A 15,305-nucleotide genomic window follows, 5' to 3' on the forward strand; every position below is an offset into this window, starting at 1 on the left:
GTTACTCCGCCTCCTTTGTGAGTATTGTTGCTACAACATTATTGCCAAATCCACCGAAATTTACAGCGAGCCCAGCCTTAGCGTCTTTTACCTGACGACCAGTTGCTTCCCCTCTCAGTTGTTTTACGATTTCTACGACTTGTGAAACTCCCGTTGCACCAAGTGGATGACCTTTTGCTTTTAAGCCTCCTGATGTGTTTATTGGAATCTTACCTCCAATTTTTGTTTCACCATTTCTAGCTGCTATGTGGCCTTCACCCCTCTTAAAGAAACCAACTTCTTCAGATTCCACAATTTCAAGTATCTGAAATGCATCATGGAGTTCTGCTACGTCAATATCCTCAGGTTTTAATCCTGCCATTTCGTATGCATTTTGCGCTGCCAATCTTACTGCAAGTAAATCTGTAGATACTTCTCTTTCTGCTACTGCATGTGTATCTGTAGCTTGACCAATTCCAGCAATTTTAACTGGTTTCTTTGCAAATCTATCAGCTTTATCCATAGCACACAGCAAAACTGCTGCTGCACCATCTGAAACTGGACAAACTGAGTATAATCTAAGTGGAGAAGCCACATAAGGATTAACTATGCCAGCGTCTTCATCTTCAGTAATTGCATAAAGATTTGGTACTATATGAAGATGAGCTACCGGATTATGCAGTGCATTTTCATGATTTTTGACTGATACAATTGCTAAATCCTTTTCTGTAATTCCGTATTTTTCCATACATAATCTTGTAAACATTCCTGCAAGCGTTGGAAGCGTTATACCATAATTGTATTCTGCCTCAGGATGAAGCATGGTGGCAACAAAGTCTGTGCCTTCCCATCCACTGACAACCCTCATCATTTCACCACCAACGACGAGAACAGCATCACACATTCCACTGGCAATTGCCATATAACCTAGTTTTATTGCTGAAGCACCGGATGCAGGACCATTTTCTACAGTTTCAGCCATTGCTGGTCTTAAATTCAAAGTGTCTACAAGTGCAGATGCAATACCACTTTGTTTATTTAATATACCAGCGCCCATTGTAGCTACAAAAACTTGATCTATTCCATGTTGTCCCTCAGCTAATTTAATGCCGGCGTCATCAAGTGCTTCTACAGCTGCCATACTGATCATATCGATAAAAGTCCCCCCTGAAAATTTACCAAAATTAGTATGACCAACACCAACAATTCCTACTTCGCGCATCTTTTATATCCCGGAATCTGAGCATAAGTTTCTGGGAGGATTGGGTTTTCAGCAGTCTTTAATAGTTCAGCACTTACCGGACGTCGTCCAGCTAATTTATCAGCTTTATGTTTTTCCCATAATGCCCTAGTTAATACATACGTTGGTACGCCGCCTAATTCGTGCCATGTTTCTGGTCTTGATTCTAATTCATATTCAATCATCCATCTTTTAAATCCATTTGGACTTTCTGCCACTATCCAAACTTCTTCTTGCTTTAAGATATCAAGATGGTATTCCATTTTAGCTGCAAATAACTGTGCTCCTATTCTAAGTCCTTGTCTTAATGTCATAGTATGATAAGACATTCCAACCTTATCATTAACAGTACGACCATTAACAATTCCTACTATAACTCCATCTATAGTTCCAATTAAGCAATATTCATCCTTAACTCTATATCTGTAATATCCTAATAATTCTGAATATATTCTAGATGCAACTATATCATAAAAATCTTTTTCTACTGTCATTAAAGGTTTAACTGCTTCTAATATATGAGGAACCTCATCCCTTCTAATTTGACGAATTACTAATTTATCTCCACTAGCCATAGTTATTACCTTTGGCGGATATTGTGCCAATGGTGTTTCAACTGGTCTTAAACTTTGTTCCATTTTATCTACTATCATATTTAACATCCTTTCTATTTGATTTAAATTTTTTCATCTCTAATTTAATTATTTAGCATCAAATGCAACTATACGGCATATGCAGGATTCTCCACCTACAAATCTCCATGGGAAGCATCCTATTACTAATCTCTTTCCCAATACCTTATCAATATCTCCACCTAAATTTTCAGCATGTACGATATTATAAGGGAACAAATCATAATGCATTAACTGATAGTCTTCATCAGGCCAAAAATCTGTAATTCCCTTACCATATTTAGCTCTCAAATATTTTTCTGCCTTCTTAGCTTCTTTTGGAGCCCATTCACGGATTTTTGTATTCATCGGGTGATCTGCAGAACCACAATCAACTCCCAACCATTTGAATTCCATTTTCCTGCACCATTTTGAGAATTCTTTTGTTGGACCTGGATGTCTCATCATTACTCTTTCTTCATCAGCTTCTGGCTCATCCCATGCATATTTGTGATAACCAGTATGGATTATTAGTATGTCACCTTTTCTAACATCCGCTCTTTGCATAATATCTTTTGAGGTATATATTCCGTAGTCTTCTGCTATATCAGAAATATCAACAACAACTCCTGGTGCTACTAATTCTTCAAGTGGAATAGATGAAATGTCTCTTCCATGAGTACAAAAATGCAGCGAACCATCAAGATGAGTACCTACATGATTAGAATGAGTTAATACCTGACCATTTGCACCATTTGATGAAAGTCTTTTGAAAAACTTGATTTGCAGTGGTTCATAAGTTGGCCATGGTGGCGTTAAATGGCTAATTTTTTGAGTTAAATCATACATTTGTACATTTTTGAAAGAATCAATAATATTCATAATATACCCTCCATTTATTTTAAATTATATTTTTTAATAAACGATTTAAGTGCATCTTCAAAGCACTTCATTGGCGGATTGACTACTCCCGCTCCAATCTGTCCCACTCCCGCTCTATTGCAGGCAATTCCAGTATTTATTACAGGCAGTATTCTTGTTTCTATGACTTTCCTCATGTCTATTCCAGTAGGTGTACCTCTGAAGTTAATATTTGGTATCTTGTATGCATTATTTTCTGCATAAGTTATCTCATACATAGTGGTTGTATAATTAATTGCATCTTTTGGCGTTCCCCCTACAAATTTAACAATTGCTGGTGCTGTTGCCATGGCAAAACCGCCAATTCCAGCTGTTTCAGTTATGCAGCTATCACCAAGATCAGCATTAGCATCGCTTTCACTAAAACCTGGGAAATATAACCCTTTTACCATTTCACAAGGAGCTGTAAACCATTTCTTACCTGTGCCAGCCACTCTAATTCCAAAATCAGTTCCATTTCTGGACATTGCGGTAAGTATTGTGCAATATTCAATATCTTCTAATGGATCTAAACTACATTTACAAGCCGGCATGGAAATATTTAAAAAGAAATGATCATTTTTATCAATAAATGTTAAGACAGATGCCTTATGTTCATCTGAAAATTTAGTTTTTACAATTGCTGGTGCAAGTTCTCTAAACAAAAGTGACGTTGCAGCTTTATTTCTATTATGTCCTTCATCACCCATCTGAAGGAACTGTGCTATTATTGTTTTTAAATCTACACTTCCTTTTATCTCTAAAGCTGCTTTTAGTACTGGTGCAAGTGAGTTTTGCATCCAATTTAATCTATCTATAACTTCACTACTATATGCTCCGAATCTTAATACTTTGCCTAATCCCTCATTAAATGTGGAATATGCGTAATTACCAAAAGTTTTATTTTTTAAAATCCAAACTGGCATCGAATACGTAACCACACCTGCCATTGGACCAACTGTTGAATGATGATGACAGCAATCATATGTTATCTCTCCGGAAGATGCCAATTTAATTGCCTCTTCTTCATTTGATGCCAACTTTTCGTAAATTAGTCCACCAATTATAGCTCCCTTAACTGGTTCACTCATTTTATCCCATGTTATTGGTGGTCCTGCATGAAGAATTGTTTTTTTCGTCATGCCAGGTATTACTTTCCCAGCTTGACCTACTCCAATAAGTATTGGTTTTGCAGCTAGAAGTCTATCTATTGCTTCTTTATTAGCTTTTTCAATTTTAGATGCTATGCCTTCGTCTTCTAAAAGAGAAAGTCCTTTGCTTGCTTCACTTGGTGGTCTCCAATTAACATGAATACATGGTACATGTTGATCTTTCAAATCTTTACAGAAAGATTCTAATCCTAAGTTAATGACCTTAATATTTTTGTTAAATAATTCATTTACTGCAGTCAAACCAATCACTTCCCTTCATTTACTATTTATTTTTTTCATCAATCTTGCACAATATCTAACGGCTTGTGCGTTGGATGGCATAAGTATAACCCCAGCTTGTTCTAGTTTTTCTTTTTGAGCTTTGTAATTTTGTGGATCATTTTCTGTTCCACAAATATAACCAACTACGCAAAGGTATTTGCCTTTATTTTCCATATTATTCTTTGCATCAATAATTCCAGGTAACATCTCTCCTGCTGGATCAGCATGACAGCCATAACCTATTACAAAGTCCATCAGAATTATTGCTACTTCTTCATCTTCTGCTTCCTGAGGTAATCTTTCGACTCTTCCCATTGGATCAATCATTGGATGAGGTTTGCCAACAGTAAAATCATCGTCTCCTAAATCAATGCAAGTATTTTTTTGACTTTTTAATATATTTTTAAGTTTAAGTTCTTTCTTAAGTGGAATATTTGAATATATATCAAATCCCTCTTTGCCAAGTAATTTCATAGCCTCATCAGCTAAAGTCCCACCTGTATATAATGCCCTTATATATTTTTGTTTACTGTCAAATTTAGCAGCTTCTTGCTTAACTAATTTGTCTATTTCCTCTATAGGCTGTGAAAAGGAGGTATAATCACAAACAGAATTGCCCTTAGAAAGTGCTACTGCCTTATATGCCGCATCTTCCAAACTTACACAAGCATAAGCTCCACTGTCTTCAATTGCTTTTCTATCTCCGCCTATAAAGTCTACAACTATTGGTTTATTTGTACTTGCTACCATATCTAATATATTTTTAGCTACCTCAGGAGCTGGTGGTTTTGAAACTAAAACTATTACTTTTGTATCTGGATCTTCAATCAGCGCCTTAAATCCTTCAATCATCATAATTCCGCCAACACTGCTTTTTAAATCTCTTCCTCCAGTGCCAATTGCCTGAGATATTCCAGCACCTAATTTGTCAATAAGAACTGTAACTTCTTGAGTACCTGTCCCTGATGCTCCAACAATTCCTATATCACCTTTTCTAACAACATTAGCAAAGCATAGTGGAACATGATTAATTATAGCGGTCCCACAATCCGGTCCCATTACAAGAAGTCCTTTACTTCTGCCCATCTTCTTTAGTTCTATTTCATCTTCAACAGTTACATTGTCACTAAACAACATAACATTAAGTCCATTTTTAAGAGCTTTTCTTGCTTCATCTGCTGCATACTTTCCTGGTAGTGAAATAATCGCCATATTTGCATCTTTCATATGCTTAAGTGCAGCATTAAAAGTATTGGGTTTGTATTCGTTTTCATTTTCAGATTCTTCTTCCTTTGAATTTAAAAGCTCATTTACCTTACTTACAATACTTTCAGTTGGATTTTCTTCTTCATCTGACACATAAGCTGCAATAAAGAAATCATTTGGTGTAAGATTTCTTATTTCGTCATTACTTAAATTTAAATTCTCAGATAGTTCTTTGTTAAGATCTGTTCCCATACCCACAATTATTTCTTTAACATAGGGCAGCTTCTTAATTTCTTTAGTAATTACCATTAAAGCAACAGAATCATAATATGTGTTTTTTCTGATATCTACACAGAACTTCATTTTCGTAAACCCTCCTATACTTTATAGTGGTCAGAAATTTGCAACCTACATAAATTCCCAAAGCTGTATCTGTTCCAGAAGTTTCGCCATAACTAATGATGTTTAATATAGCTTTATTAATTTTTTCTTCATCATGATAATATAATATTGATTCCATAAGTTCTCTTACAGCCTCATTTGTCTCTCCAATAGATGAGTGCTTTAACATTTCAGAGCTTACCTTTGTTGTTTTATTTACGCCTTCACTTATCATTTTGCTATTAAATTTATATATTGGGGAAATATCCAACTTGTAGTAATATCCGAGATAAATAAAGCAAATCATAAGACCACTTATGAAATCATCCACTGCAGGGGTAAGTCCTGATCCAAAACCAATAATACTTCCTCCTATTTGAGCTATCTCATCAATATCTAATATTGCTAATGCTCGAATTAATTTCAAAAACCTGCTTTTAATAAATTTAAAGCTTTCATCAATAGAATGAATTTTAAAAGAAAATAATTTCAGATTTGGTAATTCATCATTTATTATGTTTACCAATGGACCTATACCATAAAGTTTGCCATGGGTATTTAGTCCAATCTCCAATATTTTTATATTGTTAGCTAGTTCCTTTTCAGTTATATTTGAAGATCTTATGGATACACGAGGAGACCACTTTTGGGCTTCATTCAATCTTATAAATAAATTTCTTTCACTACAATAGATACCATTTACATTAAAATTAAAATATAAATTTTGAGTTATATTAAGTTTCTTGAAGTCAAATTTTCTACTGCTATCTATAAAAATACTCATGGGTGCCATATTTTTCTTATTACTTAATAACGTAATAAACTTACCACATGCCTCAATATTACAAGCATTTTTGAAAACAGAATGGACTCGACCTTCTACTATTTCTTCCGCTTCTATAGCTTTTAGTAGATTTTCACATATAAACGATGCTTTCAATATAACCAATCCCTTATTTCCATCTTACGTATATATTACTTTATTTGTATGATAATGTCTTTATGTAAATATTCTAAATATTGAAACACGTATTTGTATACCTTTAACATACATACTTCTTAATCCCTTTATTGATCCTAATCTCTAGTTAAAATAAAATTTCGTATTTGAAGTTTATTCTCTGTATTTAATTAAGTTCATAGCTTTTAGCCCAACCTCAAGATTTAGTCTGCTTTCACAATTATCTAAATCAATCCCTGTAATATCTTGTATTTTTTGCAGCCTATATATAATAGTGTTATAATGCATGTACATTTTTTGCGATATTTTTTTCATGTTGCCATTACACTCGAAATAAGCTTCCAGCGTTTTTACTAATTCAGAGTTATTTACTTTGTCATATTCAACAAGAGGTTTTACTGTATCCATGCAAAAATTTTTAAGCTCACCTCTAAGTCCGTTAAAGGAAAGCAATCTATATATTCCCAAATCATCATAATTAATTATGTTTCCAGTATTAATTTTACTTAGGTTTTCAACAATAAGTTTAGCTTGTTCATAGCTTTCCCAAAGATGCACAATGTCTTCATAAGAACGACCTACACCAATTGTTATTTGGTTAATTTTAAACTTTTTCAAAGCTTCCTTTAATAATTTTTCGCTAAAATCAATTATGTCTTTCTTTATCAATTTAATATTTTTCTCTTTTTCACTACCAAATAAAATTATTATTCTATCACTTTTTTCAACACATACTATTTTTTCGTTATAAATTTTTGACACTCTTGCTGTGATAAATAATAAATTTCTTATTATTCCTTGTGAATAATTTACTTTATCTAAGCTTGTTTCTGTATATAAACCTTTTACACGAATAATAATCACAGTATGTTTTAGTTCTTTATGAAAATTAAAAGTTTTTGATCTTTCAATTGCCCTTTCTTGTCTCTCCACATCATCACAAAGCAAGTCATCAAAAAACTCCAATTTGTAATGACCTTCCATTTTGTATAAAGAAATTTTTTTAACAAAGTCCAAGGCTATAATATGCACATATGAATCGATAAGCATATTATCTACTGGGGTTAATTCTTTTTTATCAAGCCATATAAAAATACATCCATATTCAACTCTTTCTATAATAATTGGAATGGTTACTCGTTTAATATTCCTTCCCTTAATGTTATCTGTACATGACTTATATGTGCAATCAGTATTATTACCCCTTTCTATATATTTTTGATTTGTATTTTCATTTATCAGCTTATCAAGTATTTTTTTATCTAGCTCCTGATCACACATAATTTCATATCTGTCATTCATGCTTTCATATATAGCCAATGAATTTCCTATATTATCATAAAGTTTCTTTGTAATTTCCTTTAAGCTTCCACCATTTGCCATCATATTCATAACTTCTTTGTTGAAATGATCTATTTTAAAAAAACTGTTCATCTGATCATTTACAACCTCTGTTAGTACTGCTGATATTACATCTGTATGTGAAACAGAAAATGGTATTTTAATAATGGGGAATCCGAGATCGTCTGCTATTTTTATAATATCTTGTGGTAATATATTTATATATCTACCTAACTTAATTCCAAGACCAGATACCCCTTTTTCATTTAATTTAGGAATAAGTTCAAGGAGAACTTTAATGTTATCTTTTATTGGATAAGCTGCAGTGATTAAAAACTCACCTTCCCCAACCCATTCTATAATATCTGGAACTTCCATTACATTTACTTTTGTAATCCTATTTGTCATTCCTTTTGCTCCCGCTAAAATTCTTGCATCCTTAAGAGTATCAATTTCTAATAGTTTTTCTAAGGAAATTCCTACATAGCGGTACATAACATCACATTCCTTTCTAATATTTATTAAATAATTAATATTAATTTACTCTAGATTCGAAAACAAACTCCCTTTGTGGCTTTAAATCATATTGTACTATTCTATTTATTTTTACCTTTTTATTCATACTATTCCTATAAAATACATAATATGAATTATATTTATATCTTGAATAAATTGTTTATTTATACTATTATTGTAATTAACGTAAATTATTTAGATAATGAAATATTAGGAGGGTTTATAATGAAAACTGTTGTTCAACTATTGAATGAAAATAGAACAGGTGCTTTCGCAACTGTAGAAGATGGAAAGCCTCGTGTAAGACCTTGGATGTTTCAATTTGAAGAAAATCAGAAATTTTATTTTTGTACAGCCAATAATAAAGACGTATATAAACAATTGCAATCAACTCCTTTTGCTGAATTTACTACTACTTCAAAGGATATGATAACAGTTAGATTATCTGGCAAGGTGGTTTTCACAAAAGATATGCGATATAAAGAAAAAATACTTAACGAAAATGAAGGATTGAAGAAAATGTATACAACTGCAGACAATCCTATTTTTGAAGTATTTTATATTGAACATGCTAAGGCAACCATATCAGATTTTTCCGGCCAGCCTCCAAAGGAAATAAATTTTTAATAAAATTCTTTTTCATAAATTTAGAGTATACTTTTTAAAAAGTATACTCTAAATTTTCCTTTATATTAAAAAAGTCTGAATAATCTATTTCAAAAATGGATTTCTTAACAGCTGATATATTTATTTTCCTCCTAATAAGTTGAGTCAATATACCTGCATAAGATAAATCCCCTTGAATTATGGCGCCATATATTATGCCATCTTTATGTATTACTTTTTTGTAATTACCATCTTTAGTTTCTATTTCTTGTTTATAGCTTTCATCTGGAACTGACACATTTCCCAGAGACATAGTTGCTAGTCCTAAAAAATTCATGGTATTTTTACTTCCAAAAAAATCTGTCATTAAAAGTTTTTTTCCTGCCATATTACTAGCTGCTACAATTCCTTCCTTAACAGCTGTAGGCCAAATTGGATTTCTTCCAGTTACATCACCTGCACCATACACATCCCCTATATTTGTCTTGCCTCTTTCATCAATGATAAGGCCAAACTTGTCGAATTTCACACTACTCCCCTGCAAAAAAGCAGTATTTGCTCTAACTCCTGCTGATACAACTACAAACTCACAAGGAATTATTTCACCTGTATTTAGAAGCAATTCTTTAGGATTATTGGCTTCATCAACTAAAAGCTTCTCTGCTTTAACTCCCAGCTTTAAATTCACTCCATTTTCTCTAAATAAATCTTCATATCTGCCTGCTGCATATTTATCAAGCTGAACTGCTAAAATCCTGTCGTTCATTTCTACAACTGAAATATTCAATCCATAACCTAAAAGCCCTGTAATTGCATCAATTCCTATAAGACCTGCTCCAAGTACAACTACATTTTTTACTTTTTTAGCTGCATCCTTTATTTTTTGTGCATCTTCCAAATTTCTAAGTCCTACTACATTATTTGCTCCTCTAAGATTTTCTACAGGAGGTATGAAAGAACTTGCTCCACTTGCTATAAGAAGCTTGTCATAACTTAATCTGCTTCCATCTGAAAGCTCTATTTCATGCTCTTTATCTTTTAGCTTATCTACTGCAATTCCCCTCATCCATTTTATATTGTACTTTTTAAAATAATCCTTTTCTGAAAAATTGAGTGCATCTATATTTCTTTTATTACTAATATAATGGTGTAATATACATCTGGAATAGACATATTCATCTTTTGAAATCAATATTATATCTGCATCAGGTTCAAGTTTTCTAAGAGTTCTTGCACCATTTATACCAGATGCAGAAGCCCCTATTACAACGTAAATCATATACACTACACCTCCTCTAAAGTAATAGCGTGCATAGGACATCTAGCTACACACTGCGGATTTTTACTTTCCGTATGCTGGCACATATCACATTTCATAATTTCTCTATTGTTTTCACTATCTGCCTTTAGCACTCCATAAGGACATGCCATTATACACATAAAACAGCTTGCACATTGATTTTTATCGTACTCTACAATACCGGTATCTGGGTTTTTTCTCATAGCACCAGTCATACACGTATATACACATTCTGGCTTGTCACAATGCCTGCAAAATATGGGAGCATATTTTCCTTTACTACTCAGCGCGATTCTACTTCTGTTATCAACACAGTCATGCGAAACAATACAGGCTGTAGTACAAGTAAGACATCCAATACACTTACTTCTATCTATCTTTATTCTCTTCAAAATTATCAGCTCCTAACTTCCGAAACTTTTTCAATATTTACGGGAACATATTTATAAGAAGGTTCTTTTGAGTAAGGATCAAATATAGATGGAGTTAATGAATTTGTTTCTATATAGTGAATTGGAGCATATAATTGATCTTCTTTTACATTTCTTGTCAGTACAACTCTAAATTCATTTTTATGTCCATTTGCCGATAAAATCACAACTTTTTCATTTTCCTTTATATGCAGCTTTTCAGCTAATTTATAGTTTATGAAAACATAAGGATCTGTAAAGCAGCTATTTTTTACAAATTCAATTTCCCTAGTTCTAGTCTGGGTATGCCATTGTCCTACAGTTCCCCTACCTGAATTAAATATGTATGGAAATTTCTCTGTTTGGGTAAATGGCTTCTTGGCTGCATCTTCATAAATGAGCTTTACTTTTTTATCTGCTGTAAAATATTTATTATCTTCAAACAATCTTCTCTCATCACTAGTTAATATATCCTCCTTTTTAAAGGGCCATTGTATTCCTTTTGATGAAACCAGCATCTCATAGTCAATGCCAGTTATATCACAAGGCATTTTACTGCTAAATTGTTTTATAAGCTCAAAAGCATGTCTTGGAGTCTTCCACTTTTCTAAAGGCTTTCCTACTTTCAGTGCTCTTCCTATTCCAAGCAATATGTCATAATCTGTAAGTTCATCTTTTTCTTTTTTTAATATTGGAGTTACAGCTGACAAACGCCTTTCCGTGTTTATAAAAAATCCTTCTTTTTTGAGAGCTGAAACAGAAGGTAAAAATAAATCAGATAATTTAGAAGTATCCGTATCATCATATATATCCTGAACAACCAAGAATTCTAATTTTTGAATTGCTTTTTCAAATTCCTCGTTATTTGCCCAGGAATGTCTAGGATTTGTTCCAATTACCCACAATGCCTTAATTTCTCCGCTGTTTATTTTATCTATAATTTTATTGTAAGGTATGGTTGGCTTTTTGGGTATCATCTCACAAGGAACATCTAAAATAGAAGCAATTTCTTCTCTATGCTTTGGATTATCAAAGTCTCTGCCTCCATATAAAGCTGTAGTATTACTATATATTCTTGAACCCATAGCATTACACTGACCTGTTATTGAATTTGCTCCAGTACCTTCTTTTCCTATGTTTCCGGTAATAACTGCAAGGTCTATTATTGATTGTGCAGTTCTAACTGCCTCATACCCTTGATTTATTCCTATAGTCCACCAAAATGAAACTTTTTTCCCGTTGTGAATTATTTCCGCAAGTTCCATTACCCTTTTACTCGAAATTCCCGTTCTTTTTTCTACATTTTCTAAAGTATACTTTTTCACATGTTCTTTAAATCCTTCAAAGCCTTCTGAATATTTCTCTATATACTCTCTATCAATCCAGTTCTTTTCTATAAGTACATTTGCAAGGGTATAAAAAAGTATAATATCAGATTTTGGCTTGATATCTATCCATAAATTTGAATTAATTGCTGTTTCAGATTTTCTCGGGTCAATTGTTATTACTTTAGCTTTTTCATTTTTTCTTATATGACTCCACATTATAGGGTGAGCAACCACAGGATTTGCTCCAATTAATATAATAGTGTCAGAAATTTCAAAATCTTTTAGAGTATAAGGAGGTGCATCAAATCCAAAGCTCTGTTTATGTGCTACAGCTGCCGTAGCCATACAAAGTCTTGTGTTTCCATCCCCATTTATTTGCATGCAGCATCTGCCTATAAAACCCAAGAGAGCCATTTCTTCTGTTGTTATCTGACCGGTACTCAAATATGCTGCACTTTTAGTTCCGTATTTTTCTTGAATAGATCTCATTTTGAAAGCAAAAGTTTCAAAGGCATCCTCCCAAGAAATTACTTTCATCTTCCCACTTTCATCTTTCAAAAGAGGTAACTTACTGGATTTAAATTTTCTGCACTGCTTATTTAAATTTAATCCCTTTATACAGCAAAATCCATCATTTACCGGATAACCTTTAGTGGGAAGTATTTTCTTTATTTTATTATCTTCAACATAAAAGTCCAGATTACATCCAAGTGCACAATAATTACAAGTTGATTGTTTTACTTCCACGTAATTCATCTCCACTTCTCAATATTTTTTACTGAAAATACATGATTTAAATTTCAAAATCATTTACCCTTTGAAGTAGATTTCAACAAACCTATAATAAGAAGTGAAATCAAAGCAAGTGCTATAAATATTACAAATCCTCTAGAATAACCACTTAAGCTTTTGCCTGTCTTATCTATAAAGGACGCCATTAAAGGTGGTATAACAAAACCTCCAAAAGCTCCTAATCCACCGACCCATCCAGAAGCACCTCCAATAGCATGTGGAACTTCTTTAGGAAGTATTTTAAATACAGCAGCATTTGTCACACCCATTCCTACAGCTAAAAGTAAAATTCCTATAATAGCTAGAGGCAGTGAAGAAGCAATAAACATGCATATTGTACCTGCAAGCATTATAAAAAGTGCTGTAATGGATGTAGATTCTCCTCCAACTCTATCTGCTATCTTTCCACCATAAATTCTTACAATAGATGTAGTAATTGAATAGATAGCAGTTAATAAACCTGCAGTTTTCAAGTTCAACTTGAAAAATGTTGTCCAATATGTTGGAAGCCAGCTAGTTAGTGCTAAAAAGCCTCCAAATGTAGTAAAGTACACTATAACAAGAGCCCAGGTCTTCCATGTCTTTGCAGAAATAATGAGACTTTCACTAACTTTGTCATTAGGAAACAGTTCCTGACCATATTTTTTTGAAGCTGTTATCTTTGCTTGTTCTCTTCCCACTCCTGCATGAATTAGTTGAAAATACCACGCATTTTTTCCTATAATAAAATATGCTATAGTTCCTACTATTAAAAATATCAACCAGGCTAAATAGGAACTTGATAATCCTAAAAGTGGCAGTGCTACATTTGGAAGCAAAAGTGTAAATATTCCAGGTGCTAGATTTCCCACTCCACCATATATGCCAAGTGCAACCCCCTGCTTATTTTGTGGAAACCAATAGGACGATTGGCTAACTCCTACAGAAAAGGTAGCTATACCACAGCCTGACAGTGCCCCGAATATCAAAAGCAAGGAATAGCAGTTACTTAAATCCTGCTTAAAAAAAGCCATAACTATATAGAGTCCTGTCATTCCAATTATTGAAAGTATAAGTAATGTAATAAAGGGTTTTCTTCCTCCATCTACGTCAACCCAAGCTGCAAATGGAATTCTAAGTAGTGATCCTGATAAATTTGGTATTGCAATAAGAAGTGCTAGTAAAATAGGATTCAAATCTATAAAACTTTTTTTAAACACAGCAGCTGTAGCACCATAAAGTGCAACTGCTGCAAATCCTACAAAAAAACCTAAGGTTGCTCCTGTTAATCCTTGTTTGGAATTTCCTTTAACACTTACAATATCCATTATTTCCCCTCCTATTTGTAATTTAAATGCTTTACCAATTTATAGTTTCAGCAACTTCAGCTTTAGGGTCCAAATGTACATCTTTTAAAGCCCACTTTTTAAATTCCTGATACCCAGTTCTATCTACGATATATCCTATATGTTCTTTTCCACCAGGAGCATTTTTGTCTATATACTTATCTATATATTCATAGGTATTTAAAATTATCTTCACAATGCTATCTTCATCTACCCATTTAATGAAATCCTGACCTAATCTTGGATTTTTCTTTCCCGTTCTACCCAGGATAGTTAATTTAAAATACTTCTTATTGCTTCTTGTCCATGCCCCCATTGGGCATTTGTCTACACATTCACCACAGCCTATACACTTTTTATCATCTCTTAGGACCTTAAAGTTTTCAAATTTAAGTGCATCTGCAGATCTTAGCTTACAATTTTTAACACAAGCTTTACAGCCCACACATCTATAACTTTCATACTGCGGTTCTGTCATTCCTATAATTCCAAAATCATGCATTCTTACTTTTGCACAATCATTTGGACATCCAGTTAATGCTACTTTTACATGGTAGTCATTTGGAAATATAACCTTTTCTATTCTCTTTGCAAAAGCAGTGGTGTCATAATTTGCAAAAGGACAAACTTTATTTCCTATACAAGCAGTAACATTCCTTGTTCCTGATGCTGAATATCCATTTTTAGAATCAGTTTGATTTATTTCAAGTCCTTCTATAACAGGTTGTATCATCTCATTTATCTCAGGAATGTTTTTCATATCAATACCAGGTACTTCAAATCCCTGTCTTGTAGTAATATTAATTGTTCCATTTCCGTATTCTTCTGCAACCTTTTGAATTATTTCAAAATATTTTGCTTCTATATGTCCACCTGGTACTCTAATCCTTATGGCCGTCTTTCCTCTTTCCTTAGTTACTCTAAATGCATTCTTTTTTAGAACTTTTGTATTAATATCCATAATCGTCCTCCTTTT

13 protein-coding genes are annotated in these 15,305 nt (G+C 33.1%); 1 reads left to right on the top strand and 12 read right to left on the bottom strand.

Features of this window, described 5'->3' with window-relative positions:
* Position 1: 1 nt before the first annotated feature.
* The 7 genes from CLJU_RS11620 to CLJU_RS11650 form a co-directional block, all read right to left on the bottom strand.
* Positions 2 to 1,201, bottom strand: a complete 1,200-nt coding sequence (locus CLJU_RS11620) for a thiolase C-terminal domain-containing protein (RefSeq protein ID WP_013239011.1) — start codon at positions 1,199 to 1,201, stop codon at positions 2 to 4.
* Positions 1,189 to 1,872 carry a hypothetical protein gene (locus tag CLJU_RS11625; protein ID WP_013239012.1) on the bottom strand — a complete coding sequence of 228 codons (684 nt, stop codon included), beginning with the start codon at positions 1,870 to 1,872 and terminating at the stop codon, positions 1,189 to 1,191. Before CLJU_RS11625 ends, CLJU_RS11620 begins: the two co-directional genes overlap by 13 nt.
* Before the next feature lie 48 nt (positions 1,873 to 1,920).
* A complete protein-coding gene (locus tag CLJU_RS11630; protein WP_013239013.1) occupies positions 1,921 to 2,712 on the bottom strand; it encodes a cyclase family protein in 792 nt (263 codons plus the stop codon).
* Positions 2,713 to 2,726: 14 nt separating this feature from the next.
* Positions 2,727 to 4,142, bottom strand: coding sequence for a YlbE family protein (locus CLJU_RS11635; protein WP_013239014.1), 1,416 nt, complete (start codon positions 4,140 to 4,142; stop codon positions 2,727 to 2,729).
* Between the two features lie 15 nt (positions 4,143 to 4,157).
* A complete protein-coding gene (gene fdrA, locus CLJU_RS11640) occupies positions 4,158 to 5,732 on the bottom strand; it encodes an acyl-CoA synthetase FdrA (protein WP_013239015.1) in 1,575 nt (524 codons plus the stop codon).
* The gene (locus CLJU_RS11645; protein ID WP_013239016.1) at positions 5,692 to 6,690 is read right to left on the bottom strand and encodes an oxamate carbamoyltransferase subunit AllH family protein; all 999 of its coding nucleotides are present in this window, start codon (positions 6,688 to 6,690) and stop codon (positions 5,692 to 5,694) included. The genes fdrA and CLJU_RS11645 overlap by 41 nt, the downstream gene beginning before the upstream one ends.
* Positions 6,691 to 6,864: 174 nt before the next feature.
* The gene (locus CLJU_RS11650) at positions 6,865 to 8,547 is read right to left on the bottom strand and encodes a PucR family transcriptional regulator (RefSeq protein WP_013239017.1); all 1,683 of its coding nucleotides are present in this window, start codon (positions 8,545 to 8,547) and stop codon (positions 6,865 to 6,867) included.
* A 246-nt stretch (positions 8,548 to 8,793) separates the two neighbouring features.
* Between CLJU_RS11650 and CLJU_RS11655 the strand changes: the two genes are divergently transcribed.
* Positions 8,794 to 9,195 (top strand): pyridoxamine 5'-phosphate oxidase family protein, encoded by a 402-nt coding sequence (locus tag CLJU_RS11655; RefSeq protein WP_013239018.1) that lies wholly within the window; start codon positions 8,794 to 8,796, stop codon positions 9,193 to 9,195.
* A 34-nt stretch (positions 9,196 to 9,229) separates the two neighbouring features.
* Here the strand turns inward: CLJU_RS11655 and CLJU_RS11660 are convergent, their stop codons facing one another.
* The 5 genes from CLJU_RS11660 to asrC are packed head-to-tail and all read right to left on the bottom strand — an operon-like array spanning position 9,230 to position 15,290.
* Positions 9,230 to 10,453 carry an NAD(P)/FAD-dependent oxidoreductase gene (locus CLJU_RS11660; protein ID WP_013239019.1) on the bottom strand — a complete coding sequence of 408 codons (1,224 nt, stop codon included), beginning with the start codon at positions 10,451 to 10,453 and terminating at the stop codon, positions 9,230 to 9,232.
* Between the two features lie 5 nt (positions 10,454 to 10,458).
* Positions 10,459 to 10,866, bottom strand: coding sequence for a 4Fe-4S dicluster domain-containing protein (locus CLJU_RS11665; protein ID WP_013239020.1), 408 nt, complete (start codon positions 10,864 to 10,866; stop codon positions 10,459 to 10,461).
* Between the two features lie 5 nt (positions 10,867 to 10,871).
* Positions 10,872 to 12,968 carry a molybdopterin oxidoreductase family protein gene (locus CLJU_RS11670; RefSeq protein WP_013239021.1) on the bottom strand — a complete coding sequence of 699 codons (2,097 nt, stop codon included), beginning with the start codon at positions 12,966 to 12,968 and terminating at the stop codon, positions 10,872 to 10,874.
* A gap of 50 nt (positions 12,969 to 13,018) precedes the next feature.
* Positions 13,019 to 14,311 carry an MFS transporter gene (locus CLJU_RS11675; RefSeq protein ID WP_013239022.1) on the bottom strand — a complete coding sequence of 431 codons (1,293 nt, stop codon included), beginning with the start codon at positions 14,309 to 14,311 and terminating at the stop codon, positions 13,019 to 13,021.
* A 31-nt stretch (positions 14,312 to 14,342) separates the two neighbouring features.
* Positions 14,343 to 15,290, bottom strand: a complete 948-nt coding sequence (asrC, locus tag CLJU_RS11680) for a sulfite reductase subunit C (protein ID WP_013239023.1) — start codon at positions 15,288 to 15,290, stop codon at positions 14,343 to 14,345.
* Positions 15,291 to 15,305 lie beyond the last annotated feature (15 nt).

The sequence above is a fragment of the Clostridium ljungdahlii DSM 13528 genome, assembly GCF_000143685.1.
Taxonomy (GTDB): Bacteria; Bacillota; Clostridia; order Clostridiales; family Clostridiaceae; genus Clostridium_B; species Clostridium_B ljungdahlii.

What these genes read in the sequence shown, in the direction of transcription:
- CLJU_RS11620 (WP_013239011.1), bottom strand. Translation starts at nt 1,201, where the DNA reads ATGCGCGAAGTAGGAATTGTTGGTGTTGGTCATACTAATTTTGGTAAA.
- CLJU_RS11625 (WP_013239012.1), bottom strand. Translation starts at nt 1,872, where the DNA reads ATGATAGTAGATAAAATGGAACAAAGTTTAAGACCAGTTGAAACACCA.
- CLJU_RS11630 (WP_013239013.1), bottom strand. Translation starts at nt 2,712, where the DNA reads ATGAATATTATTGATTCTTTCAAAAATGTACAAATGTATGATTTAACT.
- fdrA (WP_013239015.1), bottom strand. Translation starts at nt 5,732, where the DNA reads ATGAAGTTCTGTGTAGATATCAGAAAAAACACATATTATGATTCTGTT.
- CLJU_RS11650 (WP_013239017.1), bottom strand. Translation starts at nt 8,547, where the DNA reads ATGTACCGCTATGTAGGAATTTCCTTAGAAAAACTATTAGAAATTGAT.
- CLJU_RS11655 (WP_013239018.1), top strand. Translation starts at nt 8,794, where the DNA reads ATGAAAACTGTTGTTCAACTATTGAATGAAAATAGAACAGGTGCTTTC.
- CLJU_RS11660 (WP_013239019.1), bottom strand. Translation starts at nt 10,453, where the DNA reads ATGATTTACGTTGTAATAGGGGCTTCTGCATCTGGTATAAATGGTGCA.
- CLJU_RS11670 (WP_013239021.1), bottom strand. Translation starts at nt 12,968, where the DNA reads ATGAATTACGTGGAAGTAAAACAATCAACTTGTAATTATTGTGCACTT.
- CLJU_RS11675 (WP_013239022.1), bottom strand. Translation starts at nt 14,311, where the DNA reads ATGGATATTGTAAGTGTTAAAGGAAATTCCAAACAAGGATTAACAGGA.
- asrC (WP_013239023.1), bottom strand. Translation starts at nt 15,290, where the DNA reads ATGGATATTAATACAAAAGTTCTAAAAAAGAATGCATTTAGAGTAACT.